The organism is Methylobacterium sp. Leaf466 (assembly GCF_001425565.1).
GTDB lineage: Bacteria > Pseudomonadota > Alphaproteobacteria > Rhizobiales > Beijerinckiaceae > Methylobacterium.
This window is the reverse complement of record NZ_LMRC01000002.1, coordinates 79,804-98,064: the sequence shown is the minus strand read 5'-3', so window position 1 is coordinate 98,064 and position 18,261 is coordinate 79,804. Positions and strand designations below refer to the sequence as shown.

The window sequence follows — 18,261 nt, the reverse complement described above, 5'->3', positions numbered from 1 at the left end:
CGCCATGCCCGAGTTCGACCTCGCCGTGCGCGGCGGCACGGTGGTGACCGCCACCGACACCCTGCGCGCCGACATCGGCATCCGCGCCGGCCGCATCGTCGCCGTGGCGGAGGCGATCACCGATGCCGCCCGCACCATCGACGCCGGCGGGCTCCTCGTCCTGCCCGGCGGCATCGACAGCCACGTCCACATCGCGCAGGCCTCCGGCCCAGGCATCGTCATGGCCGACGATTTCGCCTCCGCCACCCGCGCCGCGGCGGCCGGCGGCAACACCTGCGTCATGCCCTTCGCCCTGCAGCCGCGGGGCGCCTCCCTGCGCGAGGCGACCCATGCCTACCGGGCGCTGGCGGAAGGGCAGTGCCACATCGATGTGGCCATCCATCTCATCGTCTCGGACCCGACGCCGGCGGTGCTCGGCCAGGAGCTGCCCGGCCTGATCGCCGAGGGCTACACCTCGTTCAAGGTCTTCATGACCTACGACGACCTCGTGCTGAACGACCGCCAGATCCTCGACGTGTTCGACCTGGCGCGGCGCGAGGGCGCGCGCGTCATGGTCCATGCCGAGGGCTACGACGCCATCCGCTACATGACCGACAAGCTCGAACGGGCGGGGCAGACCGGCCCCTACGGCCACGCCCTGTCCCGGCCCCAGCTCGTGGAGCGCGAGGCGGCGCATCGCGCGATCAGCCACGCCGAGCTCGTCGACCTGCCCATCGTCATCGTCCACGTCTCTGGCGTGGAGGCGATGGAGCAGATCGCCTGGGCCCGCTCTCGCGGCCTCGACATCCGCGCCGAGACCTGCCCGCAATACCTGACGCTCACCGCCGACCACATGAAGGGGCTTGGGTCCGACGACCCGATGGCGGGGGCGAAGTACGTGTGCTCGCCGCCCCCGCGCGACGTCGCCAACCAGGCCGCGATCTGGCGCGGGCTCCAGACCGGGCTGTTCGACGTGGTCTCCTCCGACCACTGTCCGTTCCGCTACGACGACCCCGCCGGCAAGCTGAACCCGAAGGGAAAGACCTCGTTCCGCTGGGTGCCCAACGGCATCCCCGGCATCGAGACCCGGCTGCCGGTGCTGTTCTCGGAGGGGGTCTCGGCCGGCCGCATCTCGCTCAACCGCTTCGTGGAACTCACGTCCACCAACCACGCCAAGCTCTACGGGCTCTACCCGCGAAAGGGCTCGATCGGCCCCGGCTTCGATGCCGACCTCACCCTGTGGGACCCGAACCGCCGCGAGACCATCCGCCAGGAGCACCTCCACCACGGCGCCGACTACACGCCCTGGGAGGGGTTCGCGGTGACGGGCTGGCCGGTGATGACGATCGCGCGCGGCGAGGTGATCGCGCAGGACGGGCGGGTGACCGGGGCGGTCGGTCATGGGCGGGTGCTCGACCGGACCGTCGAGCCGGCGGCGCGGCGACGGTGAGGCGGCCTCCCTTCCCCTCGCGGGGAGGGAATGCCGATCGCGCTCTGGCCCGACCTTTGCTGATCGCCTTGCGAGGGAGCACCGCATGGACGTCGAGCTCATCCGCCTGACCAAGCGCTACGGCTCCACCACCGCCGTGGACGGCATCGACCTCAGGATCCGGTCGGGGGACTATTGCTGCCTGCTCGGCCCCTCGGGCTGCGGCAAGACCACGACCCTGCGCATGATCGGCGGCCACGAGACCGTGTCGAGCGGCGACGTGGTGATCGGTCCGCGCGCGGTCGGCGACGCCGCCCCGTCCGAGCGCGGCACCGCCATGATGTTCCAGAGCTACGCCCTGTTCCCGCACCTGAACTGTCGCGACAACGTCGCCTTCAGCCTCAAGATGCGGGGGGGCGGCAAGACCGAGCGCCGGGCCAAGGCCATGGCCATGCTCGACCTCGTCCAGATGACGCATCTGTCCGAGCGCCTGCCGGCCCAGCTCTCCGGTGGCCAGCAGCAGCGCGTGGCGCTCGCCCGCGCGCTGGTCACCGGACCCAAGGTCCTGCTCCTCGACGAGCCGCTCTCGGCGCTGGACCCGTTCCTGCGGGTGCGGATGCGGACCGAGCTGAAGCGGCTGCAGAAGGATCTCGGCCTCACCTTCATCCACGTCACCCACAGCCAGGAGGAGGCCATGGCGCTGTCCGACCTCGTGGTGGTGATGAACGGCGGGCGCATCGAGCAGGCCGGCGACCCGCGCACGGTGTTCGAGCGCCCGGCCAGCGCCTTCGTCGCCCGCTTCATCGGCGGCCACAACGTCATCGTCCTGCCCGGCAACCGGCGGGTTGCGGTGCGCGCCGACCGCATGCGGCTGGGCGACCGGGCCGGTGCCGAGGCGGTGCCCGCCCGCATCGTCTCGGTGGAGTACCAGGGCAGCAGCGTCCACGTCGGCCTCGAGGCGAAGGGGCTGGCCGAGGACGGCACCGCGCTCACCGCGATCCTGCCCGACGACACATTCGCCGCCCGCCCCTTCGCCCTCGGCCAGACCGTGCCCGTGGGCTGGGACGCCGAGGCCGCCCACCGCCTCACGGCCTGAGCCCCCTGCCCTTCGATGCGACCAGAGGACCGACCATGACCACGATCAAGCTGAGCCGGCGCACGCTGCTCCAGGGCGCCGGCGCCACCGGGCTGACCCTCGGGGCCGGGCCGATCACCGGCTTTCCCAACGTCATCGCCGCCGAGCCGGTGACCCTGCGCTACCTCGGCACCGCCGTGAACCAGTCCGCCGACATCGCCCGCAAGGTGAAGGAGGATCTCGGCATCGTCATCGAGTACATCCCGGTGGTCACCGACGAGGTCTCCAAGCGGGTCGTGACGCAGCCGAACTCGTTCGACATCGTCGATTCCGAATACTTCAGCCTCAAGAAGCTGATCCCCTCGGGCAACATGATGGGCATGGACGCCCGGCGCATCAAACAGGCCGACAACATCACCAGCGTGTTCACGAAGGGCGAACTGAACGGCAAGAAAATCGGCGACCAGGGCACCGCGCCCAAGAAGGTCTTCTACCTGGAAGGCCAGAGCGCCAAGACCTTCGCCACCTCGCCCACCGAGTGGATCACCCTGATCCCGACCACCTACAACGCCGATACGCTCGGCATCCGGCCGGACCTGATCAAGCGCCCGATCACCAGCTGGAAGGAACTGCTCAACCCCGAGTTCAAGGGCCGCGCCTCGATCCTCAACATCCCCTCCATCGGCATCATGGACGCGGCGATGGTGATCGAGGCCTCGGGCGAGTACACCTATCCCGACAAGGGCAACATGACGAAGGCCGAGATCGACCGCACCATCAAGGTGCTGATCGAGGCCAAGCGCGCCGGCCAGTTCCGCGCCCTGTGGCAGGACTTCAACGAATCCGTGAACCTGATGGCTTCGGGCGAGACGGTGATCCAGTCGATGTGGTCGCCCGCCGTCACCAAGGTGCGCAGCCAGGGCGTCGCCTGCACCTACCAGCCGCTCAAGGAAGGCTACCGCGCCTGGGCGACCGGGTTCGGCCTACCCAAGACCCTGTCGGGCAGGAAGCTCGATGCCGCCTACGACTTCGTCAACTGGTTCCTGTCGGGCTGGGCCGGGGCCTACCTCAACCGCCAGGGCTATTATTCCGCGGTGCTGGAGACGGCCAAGACCCAGATGGAGCCCTACGAATGGGCGTTCTGGATGGAGGGCAAGCCCGCCGAGAAGGACATCAAGGGCCCCGACGGCTCGGTGCTGGAAAAGGCCGGCGCGGTGCGCGACGGCGGCTCCTTCGAGCAGCGCATGGGCGGCGTCGCCTGCTGGAACGCGGTGATGGACGAGAACACCTACATGGTCCGCAAGTGGAACGAGTTCATCGCGGCGTGATGGGCACCGTCGTTCGCATCCCGAACGCGCTCCCCTCCCCCCCGTGGGGAGGGGAATCGCCATGACCGACATCGCCCTGCCCGCCCCCGCCGAGGCGCCCGCCGCCACGGCGCAGAGCCTGACCAGGACCGCCCGCCGGACGCGGCGGCTCGCCTATCTCCAGGCCGCGCCCCTGGCGCTGGTCTTCCTGGTGTTCTTCCTGGTGCCGCTCGCCCTGACCGTGATGGTCAGCTTCTGGGAATACAACGAGTACGAGATCATCCCCGCCTTCACGGTGCAGAACTACGTCGACGTGTTCGAGGGCTGCCTCTCGACGTCCGACCCCTGCACCACCCTGCGCACCTACCTTTCGACCCTGAAGTTCTGCTTTCTCACCTGGGCCTTCACGCTCCTGATCGGCTTCACGGTGGCCTACTTCCTGGCCTTTCACGTCCGCTCAGCCCGCACCCAGATGGCGCTGTTCCTGATCTGCACGATCCCGTTCTGGACCTCGAACGTGATCCGCATGATCTCGTGGATCCCGCTGCTCGGCCGCAACGGCCTCGTCAACGACACCCTGCGCAGCGTCGGGATCATCGATGCGCCGATCGAGGGGCTGCTCTATTCCGACTTCTCGGTGGTGCTGGCCTTCGTCCACCTCAACACGGTCTTCATGATCGTGCCGATCTTCAACTCCATGGCCCGCATCGACCGTTCGCTGCTGGAGGCGGCCTACGACGCCGGCGCCACCGGCTGGCAGACCCTGTGGAACGTGGTGGTGCCGCTCACCAAGCCCGGCATCGCCATCGGCTCGATCTTCGTGATCACCCTGGTGATGGGCGACTTCGTCACGGTGGGCATCATGGGCGGCCAGCAGATCGCCTCGGTGGGCAAGGTCATCCAGGTGCAGATGTCCTCGCTGCAGTTCCCGGCGGCGGCCGCCAACGCGGTGGTGCTGCTCGGCGCGGTGATGGTGATGATCCTGGCCATGACCCGGCTCATCGACTTGCGCAGGGAGCTCTGAGCATGACGCGGAACAGCGAGTATCGGTCTTCCGGGATCGTCGTGCGACCGTCCGAGGATCGCCGATGAGCGACAGGCCGCGCGGTCCCGCCTTCTATCTGCTGGCGCTGTTCTTTGCCGCTTTCGTCGCCTTCCTCTACGGGCCGACCCTGACGATCCTGGTCCTGAGCTTCCAGGGGCCGCAGGGCGGGCTGACCTTCCCGCTGAATGGCGTCTCGACGCACTGGTTTTCGCGGCTCTGGGCCGGGATGGGCGTCGTCGACATCTGGGCGGCGCTGTGGCGCTCGCTGCGCCTGGGCTTCGTCGTGATGGCGCTCACCGTCGTGCTGTCGTTCTTCGCGGGCCTCGCCTTCCGCAAGCACTTTCGCGGCGAGGGCGCGCTGTTCACCATCGCGGTGGCGAGCCTGATCGTACCCTCCATCGTGGTGTCGCTGGGCATCGGCCTCGAGTTCCGGCTCCTCGACGACCTCGTCAATGCGGCCGCCGCCGCCACCGGCTGGGGCTGGCTGCAGGAGCACGGCACGCTGATGGGGCTCTACACCTCCGCGCTCGGCGCCCATCTCACCTGGACGCTCCCCTTCGGCCTGTTGATCATGTTCGCGGTCTTCAACCGGTTCGACCCGGCCTACGAGGAGGCGGCGCGCGATCTGGGCGCCACCGGCGCCCAGACTTTGCGCCACGTGGTGGTGCCGATCCTCGGGCCCTCGCTGGTGGGCGTCGCCCTGTTCGGCTTCACCCTCTCGTTCGACGAACTCGCCCGCACCAGCCAGGCGATCGGCGGCCGCAACACGCTGCCCCTCGAACTGCAGGGGCTGACGACGACCGTGACCACCCCGGAGATCTACGCGCTCGGCACCCTCACCACGGCGATGTCCCTGCTGGTGATCGGCCTGGCGCTGGGCACCGGCCTGTGGCTGCAGAAGCGCAAGGCGCGCCGCGCGCTGCTGGGCTGACGCGAGACACGAAAAAAGCCGGCCCCCTTCGGGACCGGCTCACGATCGCGTCGAACCGCCGTGCGCTCAGTGCGCGCGGGTCTCGCGCTGGCGCTGGGCGATCGAGCCGGTGGTCAGGGTGTCGCCGCGCAGGCTGGCGACCGCGTCGGTGCCATAGGACGGCGGCGCCGGGTAGCGGGGTGCGAGGCGGCCGCTGCCGCTCTCGGCGACCGGGCGCAGGTTCGGCGCGCTGGAGTTCTGGGCCAGCGCCGTGGCACCGGCCGAAGCCAGGACGAAGGCGAAGGCGGCGGAAACTACTCGGGAGGTCATCATCTGTCCGTTCATACCGGCGCGTCCCGCTGAAGGGTGGGGTGGGGCGCGTCTTATGGTGTGAGCCCGATATGGCGATGAATCGGACGAATGGACGTGCGTTTGAGCACCTTCACGCGCTTTTTTAAGCTCAAATGGAAGGCGACGAGATCAGGCGTCCGTTTTTTTAGGCAATCGCTTGCGCATCGTCGCCACAATGATGAAGCGTGATTAACCTCCGCCGGTGGCCGGACACTCTCCGGGCGTCCGAAATCTTCACCGGCAAAAGATATTCATTCGTGCGATGCATGCCACGTATGCGTCACGATCGATTCCTACATCGGGCGGATCGGGCGTGGTGCATTGGTACGGGACATGCTGCCGCCCGAGCGGGCCGGGAGCCGATGCATGCCACTTGAAACGGCCCTCGCGGGCCAGACGCCGCGGGCGATCGCGCCGGGCATGATCAGCGTCTTCGACCTGTTCAAGATCGGTATCGGCCCGTCGAGTTCGCACACCGTCGGCCCGATGATCGCGGCCGATGGGTTCCGCGCCCGGCTCGGGCCCCAGACGGCGCGGGTGGAGGTCGAGATCTACGGCTCCCTGGCCTGGACCGGGCGTGGGCACGCCACCGACACGGCGATCTGCCTCGGGCTGCTCGGGCACTCGCCCGAGACGATCGATCCGGATGCGATCCCAGGCCTGATGGCCGCCTTGCGCGCCCAACGGTCGATCGGGCGTGGGATCGCCTTCGACCCGGACGCCGACCTCATCCTCAACCTCACCGAGCTCCTGCCGGTGCACACCAACGGCATGTGCTTTCGCGCCTTCGACGCGCAGGGGACGTGCGTGGCCGAGGAGGTCTCCTATTCCATCGGGGGCGGCTTCGTCGTCGGCGCCGGGGCGGAGGCGAGCCTGCCGGTCTCCACCGCGACCCATCCCTTCCTCAGCGGCGCCGAGCTCCTGGAGGTCTGCGCGCGCACGGGCCTCTCCGTCGCCCAGGTCCAGCTCGCCAACGAATGCGGCCTGCGCCCGCTCCACGAGATCGAGGCGCGCCTCGACGGGATCGCGCAGGCGATGTTCGCCTGCATCGACCGCGGCCTGCGCATGGACGGGCTGCTGCCCGGCGGCATGCGGGTGCGCCGCCGCGCCAAGGCGATCCACGACCAGTTGGAGGCCGGCCGCCATTCCAACAGCCGTGCCGCCCACGAGGTCCTCGACTGGGTCAGCCTGTTCGCCATCGCCGTCAACGAGGAGAACGCCGCCGGCGGGCGGGTCGTCACCGCGCCCACCAACGGCGCGGCCGGCATCGTGCCCGCGGTGCTGCGCTATGCCCGCGACTTCTGCCCGGACTGGTCGCCCGAGCGCGGACGCGACTTCCTGCTCACCGCCGCTGCCGTCGGCGGCCTGATCAAGCGCCGGGCCTCGATCTCGGGGGCGGAGGTCGGCTGCCAGGGGGAGGTCGGCTCGGCCGCCTCCATGGCCGCGGCGGGCTTGGCCGCGCTGCTCGGCGCCAACACCCTCCAGATCGAGAACGCCGCCGAGATCGCGATGGAGCACCACCTCGGCATGACCTGCGACCCCATCGGCGGCCTCGTCCAGATCCCCTGCATCGAGCGCAACGCCTTCGGCGCCAACAAGGCCATCGTCGCCGCCTCCCTGGCGCTGCGCGGCGACGGCATCCACCACGTCAGCCTCGACGCCGTGATCGAGACCATGCGCCAGACCGGCGCCGACATGCAGACGAAGTACAAGGAGACCTCGCTGGGTGGATTGGCGGTGAACGTCGCGGCGTGTTGAATGAATGGGCGTGACGCGATGAGGATCGCGCCGACGCTCGCCCGCGAGCCTCACGGACGAGGTTCCGCGTGACCGATCCCGTTCTCGTCGAACGCGTCGAGCCGGGCGCCGCGGCCCTGAAGACGTGCGCGACGGCCTCCGTCGATGCGGATCTCTTTTTCGTCGCGCCGTTCGTGATGGGGCTCGGGGGGCGGTCGACCTCGTCGCCGAACGGTTCACGCGTCCCGGTCGGCAGACGCCGGCGGAATAAGGGTCGCTTCGCGCGATCGTCCGACGTTGCGCCATCCGATCCTGTGCAAGACCTTCCAACCACGTTTCCTCGTGCCCGGTGCCGTGTAAGGTGGCGCCAACAATCACGAAGGGAAACGCCACGATGACCCTCCCGACACCGGCGCGTCGATCGCTCCTGCTCGGCCTGGCCGCCGCCACGCTCGCCGCGTCCCTGCCCGCTTCGGCGCAGGCCCCCTACCCGATCCGGCCGATCACCCTCGTCGTGCCCTTCGCTGCGGGCGGGTCCACCGACGTGGTCGGACGCCTCGTGGCCCAGAAGATGTCGGACGTGCTCGGCCAGCAGGTGGTGGTGGAGAACGTGGTCGGGGCCGGCGGCAACGTCGGGGCGGCGCGCGTCGCCAAGGCGGAGCCGGACGGCTACTCGATCCTCATGGGGACGGTGGCGACCCATGCGCTCAACCCGCTGATGCTCAAGCGCAAGCCCTACGACCCGGTGACCGACTTCGCGCCGATCTCGCTCCTGGCGGTCATCCCCAACGTCCTCGTGGTGAACCCCAAGCTGCCGGCCAATTCGGTGAAGGAGCTGATCGCCCTGCTCAAGGCCTCGCCGGAGAAGTACAATTACGCCTCGTCGGGCCTCGGCACGCCGCTGCACCTCTCGGGCGAGCTGTTCAAGAGCATGGCGGGGGTGAGCATGCAGCACATCCCCTATCGCGGCTCGGGTCCGGCCCTCAACGACGTGGTCGCGGGCCAGGTGCCGATCCAGTTCGACAACCTGCCCTCGGCCTCCGAGTTCATCAAGGCGGGCTCCCTGCGCGGGCTGGCGGTGACCACGAAGGAGCGCGCGCCGTCCTTCCCGGACATCCCCACCGTCGCCGAGGCCGGCCTGCCGGGCTACGAGACCTACACCTGGAACGCCCTGTTCGCCCCGCCCAAGACCCCGCGCCCGATCATCGACGCCCTCAACGCCGCCGCGATCAAGGCCCTGGCCGACCCCACCGTGATCGAGCGGATGAAGGCCTTCAGCGCCACCGTCGTCAGCTCGACGCCCGAGCAGCTGGCCGACCACGTCAAGGCCGAGATCGTCAAATGGACCCCGGTCGTGAAGGAAGCCGGCGTCCAGATCGAATGACGGCCGGCGTCATTGCGCGCCCTAGTGTTGGTAATCCTGAACGTCTTATCGAAAATGCAGTGCCGGCAAGGCTTGGCACCGCCGAATGGCCCTTGTAGACGCTCGGAATGGATAGGCTCCGGCCGCTCCATTTCGATCCGCCCGCAGAGGCGGACAGGCCGGACGACGACAACAGCGGAGGATCGACCATGAGCGTGCCCGATGACGGCTCCGCCCGCGCGGGTGGCCCGATCCGTGGGCCGCAGAGCCTCGCCGCCGGCCTCGGATTGATCGCGCTCGGCGTCTTCGCGGTCTGGGCGGGCAGCGACCTGCCGCAGGGCACGCTTGGCGCCATGGGGCCCGGCCTGATGCCGCGCTGGCTCGGCATTGGCGTCGCCGCTTGCGGCGTCGCCCTCGTCCTGGCGGGCTTCCTGAAGACCGGCGAGCCGCTGCCGCCCGTGGCCTGGCGCGGCGTCGTCGTCGTCATGCTCGCCATCGTCGCCTTCGCGGTGACGATCCGGCCGGTCCCGGTCGGGCCCTTCACCACGCCCGGCCTCGGCCTCATCGTCGCCGGTCCCCTCGCGATCATCGTGGGCGGCTACGCCAGCCCCGAGGCGCGCTTTGGCGAACTCGTCTGCCTGGCGCTCCTCCTCACCGCGGGTTGCATGCTGCTGTTCGGCGATCTCCTGAACCTGCCGATCCCGATGTTTCCCACCGTCGTCATCGAGGCCCTGTCCGGCTCGATTTCCATGCGGCTCCTGCTGCGGTTGTCGGCCGGGGTCCTGATCCTCCTCGGTATCGGGATGGTGGCGTTGCTTCGCAGCGGCGCCCGGCGCCGGCCGGTCGACGTCGCCACCCACTCCCTGACGACCTGAGCCCGATCATGACCGACCTCCTCGCCAATCTCGGGCTCGGTTTCAGCGTCGCGCTGAGCCTGCAGAACCTCGGCCTGTGCTTCCTGGGCTGCCTCGTCGGCACCCTGATCGGCGTCCTGCCCGGCGTCGGCCCGATCGCCACCATCGCGATGCTGCTGCCGATCACCTTCGGGCTCGACCCGGTGGGTGCGCTGATCATGCTGGCGGGCATCTACTACGGGGCGCAGTACGGTGGCTCCACCACCGCGATCCTCGTCAACATTCCCGGCGAGGCGACCTCGGTGGTGACCACCCTCGACGGTCACCAGATGGCGCGCCAGGGCCGGGCCGGCATCGCGCTGGGCATCGCGGCGATGGGCTCGTTCTTCGCCGGCACGGTGGCGACGCTGCTGATCGCGGCCCTGGGCGCGCCGCTCACGGGTCTCGCCATGGTGTTCGGCCCGGCCGAGTATTTCGCGCTGATGGTGATGGGGCTCGTCTTCGCCGTGGTGCTGGCGCGCGGCTCCGTCCTCAAGGCGGTGGCGATGATCCTGGTGGGCGTGCTGCTGGCGTCGGTGGGGACCGACCTCGAGACCGGCCAGGAGCGGATGACCTTCGGCCTCTCCTTCCTGTCGGACGGCGTCGACTTCTCGGTGCTGGCCATGGGGCTGTTCGGCGTGGCCGAGATCCTGCGCAACCTCGACCAGACCGAAACCCGCGACGTGGTGCGCCAGCAGATCGGCCGCCTGCTGCCCAGCCGGGCCGATCTGAAGCAGGCCGCGCCCTCGGTGCTGCGCGGGACCGCCATCGGCTCGATCCTCGGCATCCTGCCGGGCAACGGCGCCGTGCTCGGCCCCTTCGCCTCCTACGCCATCGAGAAGCGCATCGCCCGCGACCCGAGCCGGTTCGGCCGCGGCGCCATCGAGGGCGTCGCGGGGCCGGAGAGTGCCAACAACGCCGGCTCGCAGACCTCCTTCATCCCGCTCCTGACCCTGGGCATCCCGCCCAACGCGGTGATGGCACTGATGGTGGGCGCCATGACCATCCACGGCATCATCCCCGGCCCCGGCGTGATGACCAAGAACCCGAACCTGTTCTGGGGCATGATCGCCTCGATGTGGATCGGCAACCTGATGCTGCTGATCATCAACCTGCCGCTGGTCGGCCTCTGGGTGCGCCTGCTCAAGGTCCCCTACCGGCTGATGTTCCCGGCGATCCTGATGTTCTGCTCGATCGGCATCTACTCCATCAATTCCCTGCCCACCGACGTGATGCTGATCGCCTTCTTCGGCCTCCTCGGCTACGGCCTGATCAAGCTCGGTTTCGAGCCGGCGCCGATGCTGCTCGGCTTCGTCCTCGGGCGCCTGATGGAGGAATACCTGCGCCGGTCGCTTACCCTGTCGCGGGGCGATCCGATGGTGTTCTTCGAGCGCCCGGTCACCGCCGTGCTGCTCGTGATTTCGGTGGTGATGCTCGTGGCGGCCCTCACGCCCGCCTTGCGAAAGAGCCGGGACGAGGTCTTCACCGAAGCCTAACCGCGACGGATGCGCCTCTCGCTCGATTCGAGCGGAAACCGTATCACCGAGCCCGCGCGGCGCCTGAGCGAAGCCGGCATCCGCAGGGCGAAGCCAAGCGGACGGATGTCGGATGGGATCCACGACCTCGAAGGGATGATGACGCCATGACGACAACGTTCACCCGCCGCGCGCTCGGCGCCCTCGGCCTCGCCGCCACGGTCGGCCTCGCCGGCCAGGCCGCCGCCGAGACCTTTCCGCAGCGCCCGATCACCATGGTGGTGCCCTTCGCCGCCGGCGGCCCCACCGACATCGTCGCCCGCTTGGTGGCCGAGCAGATGTCGCGCTCCCTCGGCCAGCAGGTGGTGATCGAGAACGTGTCGGGCGCCGGCGGCACCACCGGCATCACCCGCGCCGCGCAGGCCAGTCCCGACGGCTACACCATCATGATGGGCCACATGGGCACTCACGGTGCCGCGCCGGCCCTGTTCAAGGGCCTCAAGTACGACCCCGCCAAGAGCTTCGACCCGATCGGGATGGCGGCCGGTACGCCGATCGTCATCGTCGCCAAGAAGGACTTCCCGGCGGCCGACCTCAAGGCCTTCGTCGAGGCGGTCAAGGCGGGCGGCCCCAAGGTCAACCAGGCCCATGCCGGCGTCGGCTCGGTCTCGCACTCGACCGGCGTGCTGTTTGATTCGATCATCGGCGCCAAGCCGACCCTGGTCGTCTATCGCGGCACCGGCCCGGCCCTGAACGACCTGATGGCCAACCAGGTCGACTTCATGACCGACCAGATCGTCAACGTCGCCACACAGATCACCGGCGGCACGATCAAGGCCTACGCCATCGCCACCGCCGAGCGGTCCCCGGCGCTGCCGGACGTTCCGACCACCAAGGAAGCGGGTCTTCCCGGCTACGAGGTCAGCGCCTGGAACGCGGTCTTCGCGCCCAAGGGCCTGCCGCAGGATGTCGCCAAGAAGCTGCAGGACGCGCTGGCCAGCGCGTTGGCCGACGCCGGCACCAAGAAGCGCATCCTCGATCTGGGCGGCACCGTGCCGTCTACGGCCGAGCAGGGACCCAAGGCCCTCCAGGCGCTCGTGGAGAGCGAAGTCGCCCGCTGGACCCCCGTCCTGCGCGCCGCCGTCGACGCCAGCGGTCAGTAGGCCGTCGCGCCCCGATCTCGCGCCCCGGGATCGAAACAACGGACGCGGCGGCACCGGGCCGCCGCGTCCGTCACTCCGCCTCGACGCCGAGGATGTCGGCCTGGAGATCGCCGAGATAGGCAGTCAGCCGCGAGACGATTCCGGTGTCGGCACATTGCACCCAGAGCGGCGCGGGAAGCGCGTCGCGCCCGAGGGTGACGAGCAGCGCCTCGGCCATCAGTGCGGCGCTGCGTTCCGAGGACGCCGCCATGAGGCGGGTGCCGCCGGGCGTGCCGATCATGATCGCGATATTGGCCATGCTGCCCCGTCTGCGGTGAGGCCCGACCTGGGCTCATGACAAACCACCGACGTCGATGTCGGTCGGAAGCACAGAGAGAAGCGCGCCTGCGCGCCTTCCCGCAACGCGGTCGATTGCCTCCCGCCCTCCGGTCCGTTCGCAGCCGTCACCGTCCGCCGCCGCCGCCGTTGGCGCTGCCGTTCGGGATGGCCTGCTCCGGCCGGCTGGCATTGCCGCCCGCGGCCGAATCGGTGGTGATCGTATCGGCCCCGGTCGCACCGCGCGAGATCACGACGCCGCCGTCGTTCCCGGTGGAATTCTGCAGCGGCTGCACCACCGTCCCGGTCTGGTTCGGCATGCGGTCCATCCGCACGTCCTGAGCGAGGGCGGGTCCTGCGAGGAGAACGCAGGCGGCCGCGGCGGTGAGGAGGATCTTGGTGGACATGTGTCGGTTCCGGTCATGGCTCGAGAATGACCGTCAACGGACCGTCATCCGCGTCGTTCCTGGGGACGGGGATGTGACGCAGGCAGGTCGCTGGCCGTCACTTGTCTGGCCGTCACCGTCACTTGCCCAGCCGTCACTTGCCGGGAAAGGACCGCTCCAGTACCTCGCGAACCGCCTGGTTCACCGGGATGCGGCGCGTGGCGCAGATCGACAGGATGCGCTGGTGAAGATCGGACGAGACCTCGATGACGAGCTTGCGGCGCACCGCGCCGCGGCGGTCCGACGGCACGGTGGCCGGCTCCACCAGGGACAGGGACGGGCCGGTGCCCGACCGTGCCGGTCGATCGTTGGTCGAGGTCTCGGTCATGGCTTGGTCCTCCGCGGCTGGAATCCTGGCCGCAAGAGGTTGAGAAACCGTACCCCCGTCGCCGAGAAGGCCCGGGCGCACGGCAGTCCCGGACCAGGGACCCTCGGCAGACACGCGTTGGCAGGCCGACACGTCGTCCGCCCGGGTTCACGATCGGACGCGGGTCTCCTTCGGGAACCCCCGTCACCACATTGCTTGAACCCGCTCAGCGGACGGTCTCCGACAGGGCCGACGACCCATGGTGCCCGCCCTTGCGCTTCACGATGATGAGGCCGACCGCGAGGACGATCAGCACGCCCAGGGCCGCGACGCCGTAGTGCAGCAGGCCGATGCTCATGAGGTAGCCCTCCGAATGGGGGTTGGCCACGATGTAGGCCGGCAGGTGCGGCTGCAGGTAGGTGAGCAGGAAGTTGTCGCCGATGAACATCTCGCCGGCGACCCAGCCGAGGAGTGCGCCGCCGGCCCAGACGATGGCCGGGTAGCGCTTGAGGATGTTCGAGACCAGGGTCGCTCCGAACACCACCAGGGGAACCGACAGCAGCAGGCCGAAGATGAAGAGCTCGTAGTGCCCCTTGGCGGCGGCGGCGATGGCGATGACGTTGTCGAGGCTCATGACGGCGTCGGCGACGACGATCGTCCAGACGGCCTTCCACATCGTGCCCGACGTCGCGATGTCGGTCTCCTCCTCCTCCTCGCCGACCACCAGCTTGATCGCGATCCAGAGAAGCAGCAGGGCGCCGACCACCTTCAGGAAGGGGACGTTGAGCAGGTAGGAGATCAGGCCGGCGAAGATCATGCGCAGAAGCACGGCGGCCCCGGCGCCGAGCCAGATGCCGACCTTGCGCTGGTGTGCCGGAAGGCCCCGCACGGCGAGGGCGATCACCACCGCGTTGTCGCCGGAGAGCAGGAGGTCGATCCAGATGATCTGGAGGACCGACAGGTAGAAGGTGGGGCTGCTGAAATCCATCGCGGGCACAATCTCTTCTTCAGGACCGACAAAGCTTCAGGTTCGGCAGGGCGGATGCGACTCGACGCAATGTCGCGCATGCCGGCCGCGAGGATTGCGGATGCCGCCGTCGGCGAGGACATGCCCGTCGTCGTGGGTGGTCGGGGTCCCTCGCAGGAGATCGCAAGGTTCCGCCAGCCCCAAAAAGCCGTTCGGGCGGCGTATTTCAAGCGGGATGATGCAGGGTCCGTTCGATAAGTGGCGTCTGTTCGAGGGCATCGCCGATTCAGCGCTCCTTCAGCCAGGCTCGACGGTCATGCGGTCCGAAAGCCTGGCCTTCTTGGCAATCCTCGTGTCGGACGGGCACCCGGACCCTGAGCCGCCCCTCCCCTTCCCCCTGCAAGACGGCGAAACCATGAGGCCTTGGCCGTTCGTCCCCGTCGGCGCCACCGGTCAGGCGGCCTTCGTCAGCCGGTCGTAAGCGGCCAGCCTGCCGATCAACCCTCGCATCTCGTCGAGGGGGATCATGTTGGGCCCGTCGCTGGGGGCGTTGTCGGGGTCCTGGTGGGTCTCGATGAACAGGGCCGAGACGCCCACCGCCACGGCGGCGCGGGCGAGGACCGGAGCGAATTCGCGCTGTCCGCCGGAGGTGGTGCCCTGGCCGCCGGGCTGCTGCACCGAATGGGTGGCGTCGAACACCACCGGGTAGCCGGTGCGCTCCATGGTCGGCAGTCCCCGGAAATCGGTGACCAGGGTGTTGTAGCCGAACGACGTGCCCCGCTCGCACAGGAGGATGTTCTCGTTGCCGGTCGAGGCGATCTTGGCGGCCACGTTCCCCATGTCCCAGGGCGCGAGGAACTGCCCCTTCTTGACGTTGACCGCGCGCCCGGTCCGGCCCGCGGCGAGCAAAAGGTCGGTCTGCCGGCACAGGAAGGCGGGGATCTGCAACACGTGGCAGACTTCGGCCGCGGCAGAGCATTGTCCCGCGTCGTGCACGTCGGTGAGGACCGGGCAGCCGAATTCCCGGCCGATCCGGTCGAGGATGCGCAGCCCCTCGTCCAGGCCGAGGCCGCGCTCGGTGGAGATCGACGACCGGTTGGCCTTGTCGTAGCTCGCCTTGAAGATGAAGGGCGTCCCCGTCGGGGCGCAGGCCGCGGCGATCCCCTCGGCCATCATGCGGGCATGCTCGAGGCTCTCCAGCTGGCAGGGGCCGCTGATCAGGACGAAGGGCCTCTGCCCCCCGATCGCGACATCGCCGACCATCACGGTTTTCGTCTGGGTCATGGGGCCTTCCGGTGCCGCCTCGCAGCGGGGCGGCGTCACCTGGGGTGGGGCGCGCCCGTGCCCGGGCTCGAAGCCGTATGGACGCGCGCAGTCGAACGTGCCGCGAGGGATAGCACAGCCGGGCGGGGCGCGCCGCCACGCGTCGGCCCCGCCCTACGGATTCCCGTAGTACGCGCCGCTGAAGCAACATGCGAGACAAGCCTCGAACGCGGAGGCTCGAACATGATCCATATCGTTACGCCCGGTAATGCAAATCAGTATTCCGATGCGATGGAGCAGGTATGGCGTCTACGTCATGAGGTCTTCGTCGTCGAAAAGAAGTGGACCGATCTTGCCAAGCCGGATTGTCGCGAGATCGATCAGTTCGATACGCCGCAGGCCGTGCATTTTCTGGCCATGGAGGACGAACGGGTCATCGGCTATAGCCGGCTCTTGCCGACGACGCGGCCGCATCTCCTGTCGGACGTGATGCCGCAACTCTGCGAGGGCGAGCGCCCCTGCGGCACCGACACCTGGGAGTGGACCCGGCAGGCGGTCGCCCGTTCGCACCGGGCGCGGGGCAAGGCCGTCAACCCGGTCTCCATCGCGCTCCTGACGGGAATCGTCGAATGGGGCCTGGCCAGCGGCGTGCGCCAGCTCGTGCTGCAGATGCCGACCCTCTACCTGCTGCACGTGGTGCAGCTGCATTTCCGGGCACGTCCGCTGGGCTTGCCGCAACGGATCAGCGGCGAGGACATCCTGGCCGCCACCGCCGAATTCGACGCCCGCACCCTGGCCCGCCTTCGCGGAGTCCGCGGCGACACCGGCTCCGTCCTCGCCCCCGTCGTCCAGTATCTCGCGGCGTGATCGCCGCCCCTGATGAGGAATTCCACACCATGGCCGCAACCCAGATGATCCAGTCCGACGACGCCCTCGAGATCCTCGCGGATCACTGCATGGCCGCCCGTGCGGTGATCGAGGAGGCCGGGACGGCCTCGATGCGCGAACTCATCGACCTCCTCCTCTACGAGGTCGGCCTGGCCCTGGCGAAAGGCACCCATCTCGAGCTGGTGAACGAGCTCCGCGAGTGACCGGACGGGGCCCGGCCCGTGTCGCGCCTCGGCGGGACGGCCGATCCGTCCCGCCCCTCCCGTCGCTATGGCCGGGAGCCGGCCTGGTCCCGGTCCGGGCCGCCGCTTACTTCAGCGTCTTCAGGTAGGCGATGACGTCGTCGATCTTCTTGTCGTCGGGATAGCCCGCGAAGATCATCTTGGTCCCGGGAACCTTGGCCTTCGGGTTCTTCAGCCATGCGTGCAGGTTGGCGTCGTCCCAGGTGATGTCGGCCGCCTTGAGCGCCGCCGAATAGGTGTAGCCGTCGTAGCTCGCGGCCTTGCGGCCGACGACGCCGACGAGATTGGGACCGACGCCGTTCTTGCCGACCTGATGGCAGGCCTTGCAGGCGGTGAACGCTTTTTCGCCGGCGGCAGGGTCTCCGGCATCCTGGGCCTGGGCGGCGACAGGAAGCGCGAGCAGGACGGCGAGGTTGAGGAGCAGGTGGCGCATGGGTTTCCTCTTTTCGTGTTGGCCCGGCTCTACCTGTGGTTCTCCCCGTCGCCGCCCAGGCCTCCGGTACCAGATGTGGCATCTTGCCGCAGTTGTTGGGTGGATTAAGGATGGCATCGGCATCGTGCGGGAAGGTTTTCCGTTCTCTGTGTGACGCGCAGGCGTGCGAACGACAGAACGGCGCCGCAGGGGGCGCCGTTCTGTCGTTCGTCGAGAGCGGATCGAGCAGGATCGCCGACGAGGGATGGCTAGGGTCGAGCGGCCTGGACGCTGCGCCGGGAGACAGGGGCTCTCGTTCCGCGGGCGTTGTCGGAGGCCGGTGCGGGCGCCGCGGCTACCAGCCGCCGCCTCTCATGCTGCGCTGCCGGCAGGTGCGGCCCATGTCCTCGTAACCTGCGGGACAACGGCGCACGCACGCCCCGGCCGCGTATTTGAGCGGCGGCCGGCAGGCCCGGCTGAAGCGCTGTTCCTGGAACAGGTAGTCCTTGGCCGGACTCTGGGCCATCGCCGGAACCGGCAGGCTCGCCGGCAGCGCGACCGCGATCAGCAGAAGGGCCGCATGGGACAGGCGGATCATCGGTCGTCCTCGCTGTGGATGCAAAAAGACAACCGACCCGTCGCCGCGCGGTTCGACCGGCTCGCGCCCAGGTACACCATCCAGGCGACGGAGCGT

20 protein-coding genes are annotated in these 18,261 nt (G+C 69.0%); 12 read left to right on the top strand and 8 right to left on the bottom strand.

Translation table 11 applies throughout. From position 1 onward, the window contains the following. The first annotated feature begins 4 nt into the window (after positions 1-4). The 5 genes from hydA to ASG59_RS02510 all read left to right on the top strand — a co-directional run bounded on the left by hydA (position 5) and on the right by ASG59_RS02510 (position 5,766). Complete coding sequence (gene hydA / locus ASG59_RS02530; RefSeq protein ID WP_056406837.1) at positions 5-1,429, top strand: dihydropyrimidinase; 1,425 nt, start codon at positions 5-7, stop codon at positions 1,427-1,429. A gap of 85 nt (positions 1,430-1,514) precedes the next feature. Further along, a complete protein-coding gene (locus ASG59_RS02525; RefSeq protein WP_056406835.1) occupies positions 1,515-2,504 on the top strand; it encodes an ABC transporter ATP-binding protein in 990 nt (329 codons plus the stop codon). Between the two features lie 35 nt (positions 2,505-2,539). Further along, positions 2,540-3,811, top strand: a complete 1,272-nt coding sequence (locus tag ASG59_RS02520) for an extracellular solute-binding protein (protein ID WP_055888789.1) — start codon at positions 2,540-2,542, stop codon at positions 3,809-3,811. Between the two features lie 61 nt (positions 3,812-3,872). Continuing rightward, complete coding sequence (locus tag ASG59_RS02515; RefSeq protein ID WP_056285919.1) at positions 3,873-4,814, top strand: ABC transporter permease; 942 nt, start codon at positions 3,873-3,875, stop codon at positions 4,812-4,814. 64 nt (positions 4,815-4,878) lie between these two features. Further along, positions 4,879-5,766 (top strand): ABC transporter permease, encoded by an 888-nt coding sequence (locus ASG59_RS02510; RefSeq protein WP_055888786.1) that lies wholly within the window; start codon positions 4,879-4,881, stop codon positions 5,764-5,766. Positions 5,767-5,832: 66 nt separating this feature from the next. Here the strand turns inward: ASG59_RS02510 and ASG59_RS02505 are convergent, their stop codons facing one another. Then, entirely contained in the window at positions 5,833-6,090 is a 258-nt protein-coding gene (locus tag ASG59_RS02505) for a hypothetical protein (protein ID WP_055888784.1), read from the bottom strand. Positions 6,091-6,516: 426 nt separating this feature from the next. Here ASG59_RS02505 and ASG59_RS02500 point away from each other — a divergent pair, with 426 nt between their 5' ends. From ASG59_RS02500 to ASG59_RS02480, 5 genes are all read left to right on the top strand, one after another. Continuing rightward, positions 6,517-7,854, top strand: coding sequence for an L-serine ammonia-lyase (locus tag ASG59_RS02500; RefSeq protein ID WP_055888987.1), 1,338 nt, complete (start codon positions 6,517-6,519; stop codon positions 7,852-7,854). A 373-nt stretch (positions 7,855-8,227) separates the two neighbouring features. Beyond that, positions 8,228-9,217, top strand: a complete 990-nt coding sequence (locus ASG59_RS02495) for a tripartite tricarboxylate transporter substrate binding protein (protein WP_055888778.1) — start codon at positions 8,228-8,230, stop codon at positions 9,215-9,217. A gap of 188 nt (positions 9,218-9,405) precedes the next feature. Continuing rightward, on the top strand, positions 9,406-10,071 hold the full coding sequence (locus ASG59_RS02490; RefSeq protein ID WP_056286118.1) for a tripartite tricarboxylate transporter TctB family protein: 666 nt from the start codon (positions 9,406-9,408) through the stop codon (positions 10,069-10,071). 8 nt (positions 10,072-10,079) lie between these two features. Further along, a complete protein-coding gene (locus ASG59_RS02485) occupies positions 10,080-11,585 on the top strand; it encodes a tripartite tricarboxylate transporter permease (RefSeq protein ID WP_055888775.1) in 1,506 nt (501 codons plus the stop codon). A 146-nt stretch (positions 11,586-11,731) separates the two neighbouring features. Beyond that, positions 11,732-12,727, top strand: a complete 996-nt coding sequence (locus ASG59_RS02480) for a tripartite tricarboxylate transporter substrate-binding protein (RefSeq protein ID WP_055888773.1) — start codon at positions 11,732-11,734, stop codon at positions 12,725-12,727. Positions 12,728-12,797: 70 nt separating this feature from the next. Here the strand turns inward: ASG59_RS02480 and ASG59_RS02475 are convergent, their stop codons facing one another. The 5 genes from ASG59_RS02475 to kdsA form a co-directional block, all read right to left on the bottom strand. Further along, positions 12,798-13,025: a hypothetical protein gene (locus ASG59_RS02475; RefSeq protein ID WP_055888771.1), complete on the bottom strand. Its 228-nt coding sequence runs from the start codon at positions 13,023-13,025 to the stop codon at positions 12,798-12,800. Between the two features lie 145 nt (positions 13,026-13,170). Beyond that, on the bottom strand, positions 13,171-13,449 hold the full coding sequence (locus ASG59_RS02470) for a hypothetical protein (RefSeq protein ID WP_056406833.1): 279 nt from the start codon (positions 13,447-13,449) through the stop codon (positions 13,171-13,173). A 133-nt stretch (positions 13,450-13,582) separates the two neighbouring features. Continuing rightward, entirely contained in the window at positions 13,583-13,816 is a 234-nt protein-coding gene (locus tag ASG59_RS02465) for a hypothetical protein (protein ID WP_055888767.1), read from the bottom strand. A 205-nt stretch (positions 13,817-14,021) separates the two neighbouring features. After that, positions 14,022-14,783 (bottom strand): TerC family protein, encoded by a 762-nt coding sequence (locus ASG59_RS02460; RefSeq protein ID WP_055888764.1) that lies wholly within the window; start codon positions 14,781-14,783, stop codon positions 14,022-14,024. A 432-nt stretch (positions 14,784-15,215) separates the two neighbouring features. Then, positions 15,216-16,025, bottom strand: coding sequence for a 3-deoxy-8-phosphooctulonate synthase (gene kdsA, locus ASG59_RS02450; protein WP_244472453.1), 810 nt, complete (start codon positions 16,023-16,025; stop codon positions 15,216-15,218). A gap of 243 nt (positions 16,026-16,268) precedes the next feature. On the opposite strand from kdsA, the gene ASG59_RS02445 reads away from it, so the two are divergent. Next, positions 16,269-16,892, top strand: coding sequence for an acyl-homoserine-lactone synthase (locus ASG59_RS02445; protein WP_056406829.1), 624 nt, complete (start codon positions 16,269-16,271; stop codon positions 16,890-16,892). 29 nt (positions 16,893-16,921) lie between these two features. Beyond that, positions 16,922-17,116: a hypothetical protein gene (locus tag ASG59_RS02440; protein WP_244475606.1), complete on the top strand. Its 195-nt coding sequence runs from the start codon at positions 16,922-16,924 to the stop codon at positions 17,114-17,116. A gap of 106 nt (positions 17,117-17,222) precedes the next feature. On the opposite strand, the gene ASG59_RS02435 is transcribed toward ASG59_RS02440, so the two are convergent. Beyond that, positions 17,223-17,588, bottom strand: a complete 366-nt coding sequence (locus tag ASG59_RS02435; RefSeq protein WP_055888753.1) for a cytochrome c family protein — start codon at positions 17,586-17,588, stop codon at positions 17,223-17,225. A gap of 334 nt (positions 17,589-17,922) precedes the next feature. Continuing rightward, positions 17,923-18,165 carry a hypothetical protein gene (locus ASG59_RS02430; protein ID WP_055888751.1) on the bottom strand — a complete coding sequence of 81 codons (243 nt, stop codon included), beginning with the start codon at positions 18,163-18,165 and terminating at the stop codon, positions 17,923-17,925. Positions 18,166-18,261 lie beyond the last annotated feature (96 nt).

Coding starts and splice junctions, on each gene's coding strand:
- hydA (WP_056406837.1), top strand. CDS start 5: ATGCCCGAGTTCGACCTCGCCGTGCGCGGCGGCACGGTGGTGACCGCC.
- ASG59_RS02525 (WP_056406835.1), top strand. CDS start 1,515: ATGGACGTCGAGCTCATCCGCCTGACCAAGCGCTACGGCTCCACCACC.
- ASG59_RS02520 (WP_055888789.1), top strand. CDS start 2,540: ATGACCACGATCAAGCTGAGCCGGCGCACGCTGCTCCAGGGCGCCGGC.
- ASG59_RS02515 (WP_056285919.1), top strand. CDS start 3,873: ATGACCGACATCGCCCTGCCCGCCCCCGCCGAGGCGCCCGCCGCCACG.
- ASG59_RS02510 (WP_055888786.1), top strand. CDS start 4,879: ATGAGCGACAGGCCGCGCGGTCCCGCCTTCTATCTGCTGGCGCTGTTC.
- ASG59_RS02505 (WP_055888784.1), bottom strand. CDS start 6,090: ATGAACGGACAGATGATGACCTCCCGAGTAGTTTCCGCCGCCTTCGCC.
- ASG59_RS02500 (WP_055888987.1), top strand. CDS start 6,517: ATGATCAGCGTCTTCGACCTGTTCAAGATCGGTATCGGCCCGTCGAGT.
- ASG59_RS02495 (WP_055888778.1), top strand. CDS start 8,228: ATGACCCTCCCGACACCGGCGCGTCGATCGCTCCTGCTCGGCCTGGCC.
- ASG59_RS02490 (WP_056286118.1), top strand. CDS start 9,406: ATGAGCGTGCCCGATGACGGCTCCGCCCGCGCGGGTGGCCCGATCCGT.
- ASG59_RS02485 (WP_055888775.1), top strand. CDS start 10,080: ATGACCGACCTCCTCGCCAATCTCGGGCTCGGTTTCAGCGTCGCGCTG.
- ASG59_RS02480 (WP_055888773.1), top strand. CDS start 11,732: ATGACGACAACGTTCACCCGCCGCGCGCTCGGCGCCCTCGGCCTCGCC.
- ASG59_RS02475 (WP_055888771.1), bottom strand. CDS start 13,025: ATGGCCAATATCGCGATCATGATCGGCACGCCCGGCGGCACCCGCCTC.
- ASG59_RS02470 (WP_056406833.1), bottom strand. CDS start 13,449: ATGTCCACCAAGATCCTCCTCACCGCCGCGGCCGCCTGCGTTCTCCTC.
- ASG59_RS02465 (WP_055888767.1), bottom strand. CDS start 13,816: ATGACCGAGACCTCGACCAACGATCGACCGGCACGGTCGGGCACCGGC.
- ASG59_RS02460 (WP_055888764.1), bottom strand. CDS start 14,783: ATGGATTTCAGCAGCCCCACCTTCTACCTGTCGGTCCTCCAGATCATC.
- kdsA (WP_244472453.1), bottom strand. CDS start 16,025: ATGGTCGGCGATGTCGCGATCGGGGGGCAGAGGCCCTTCGTCCTGATC.
- ASG59_RS02445 (WP_056406829.1), top strand. CDS start 16,269: ATGATCCATATCGTTACGCCCGGTAATGCAAATCAGTATTCCGATGCG.
- ASG59_RS02440 (WP_244475606.1), top strand. CDS start 16,922: ATGGCCGCAACCCAGATGATCCAGTCCGACGACGCCCTCGAGATCCTC.
- ASG59_RS02435 (WP_055888753.1), bottom strand. CDS start 17,588: ATGCGCCACCTGCTCCTCAACCTCGCCGTCCTGCTCGCGCTTCCTGTC.
- ASG59_RS02430 (WP_055888751.1), bottom strand. CDS start 18,165: ATGATCCGCCTGTCCCATGCGGCCCTTCTGCTGATCGCGGTCGCGCTG.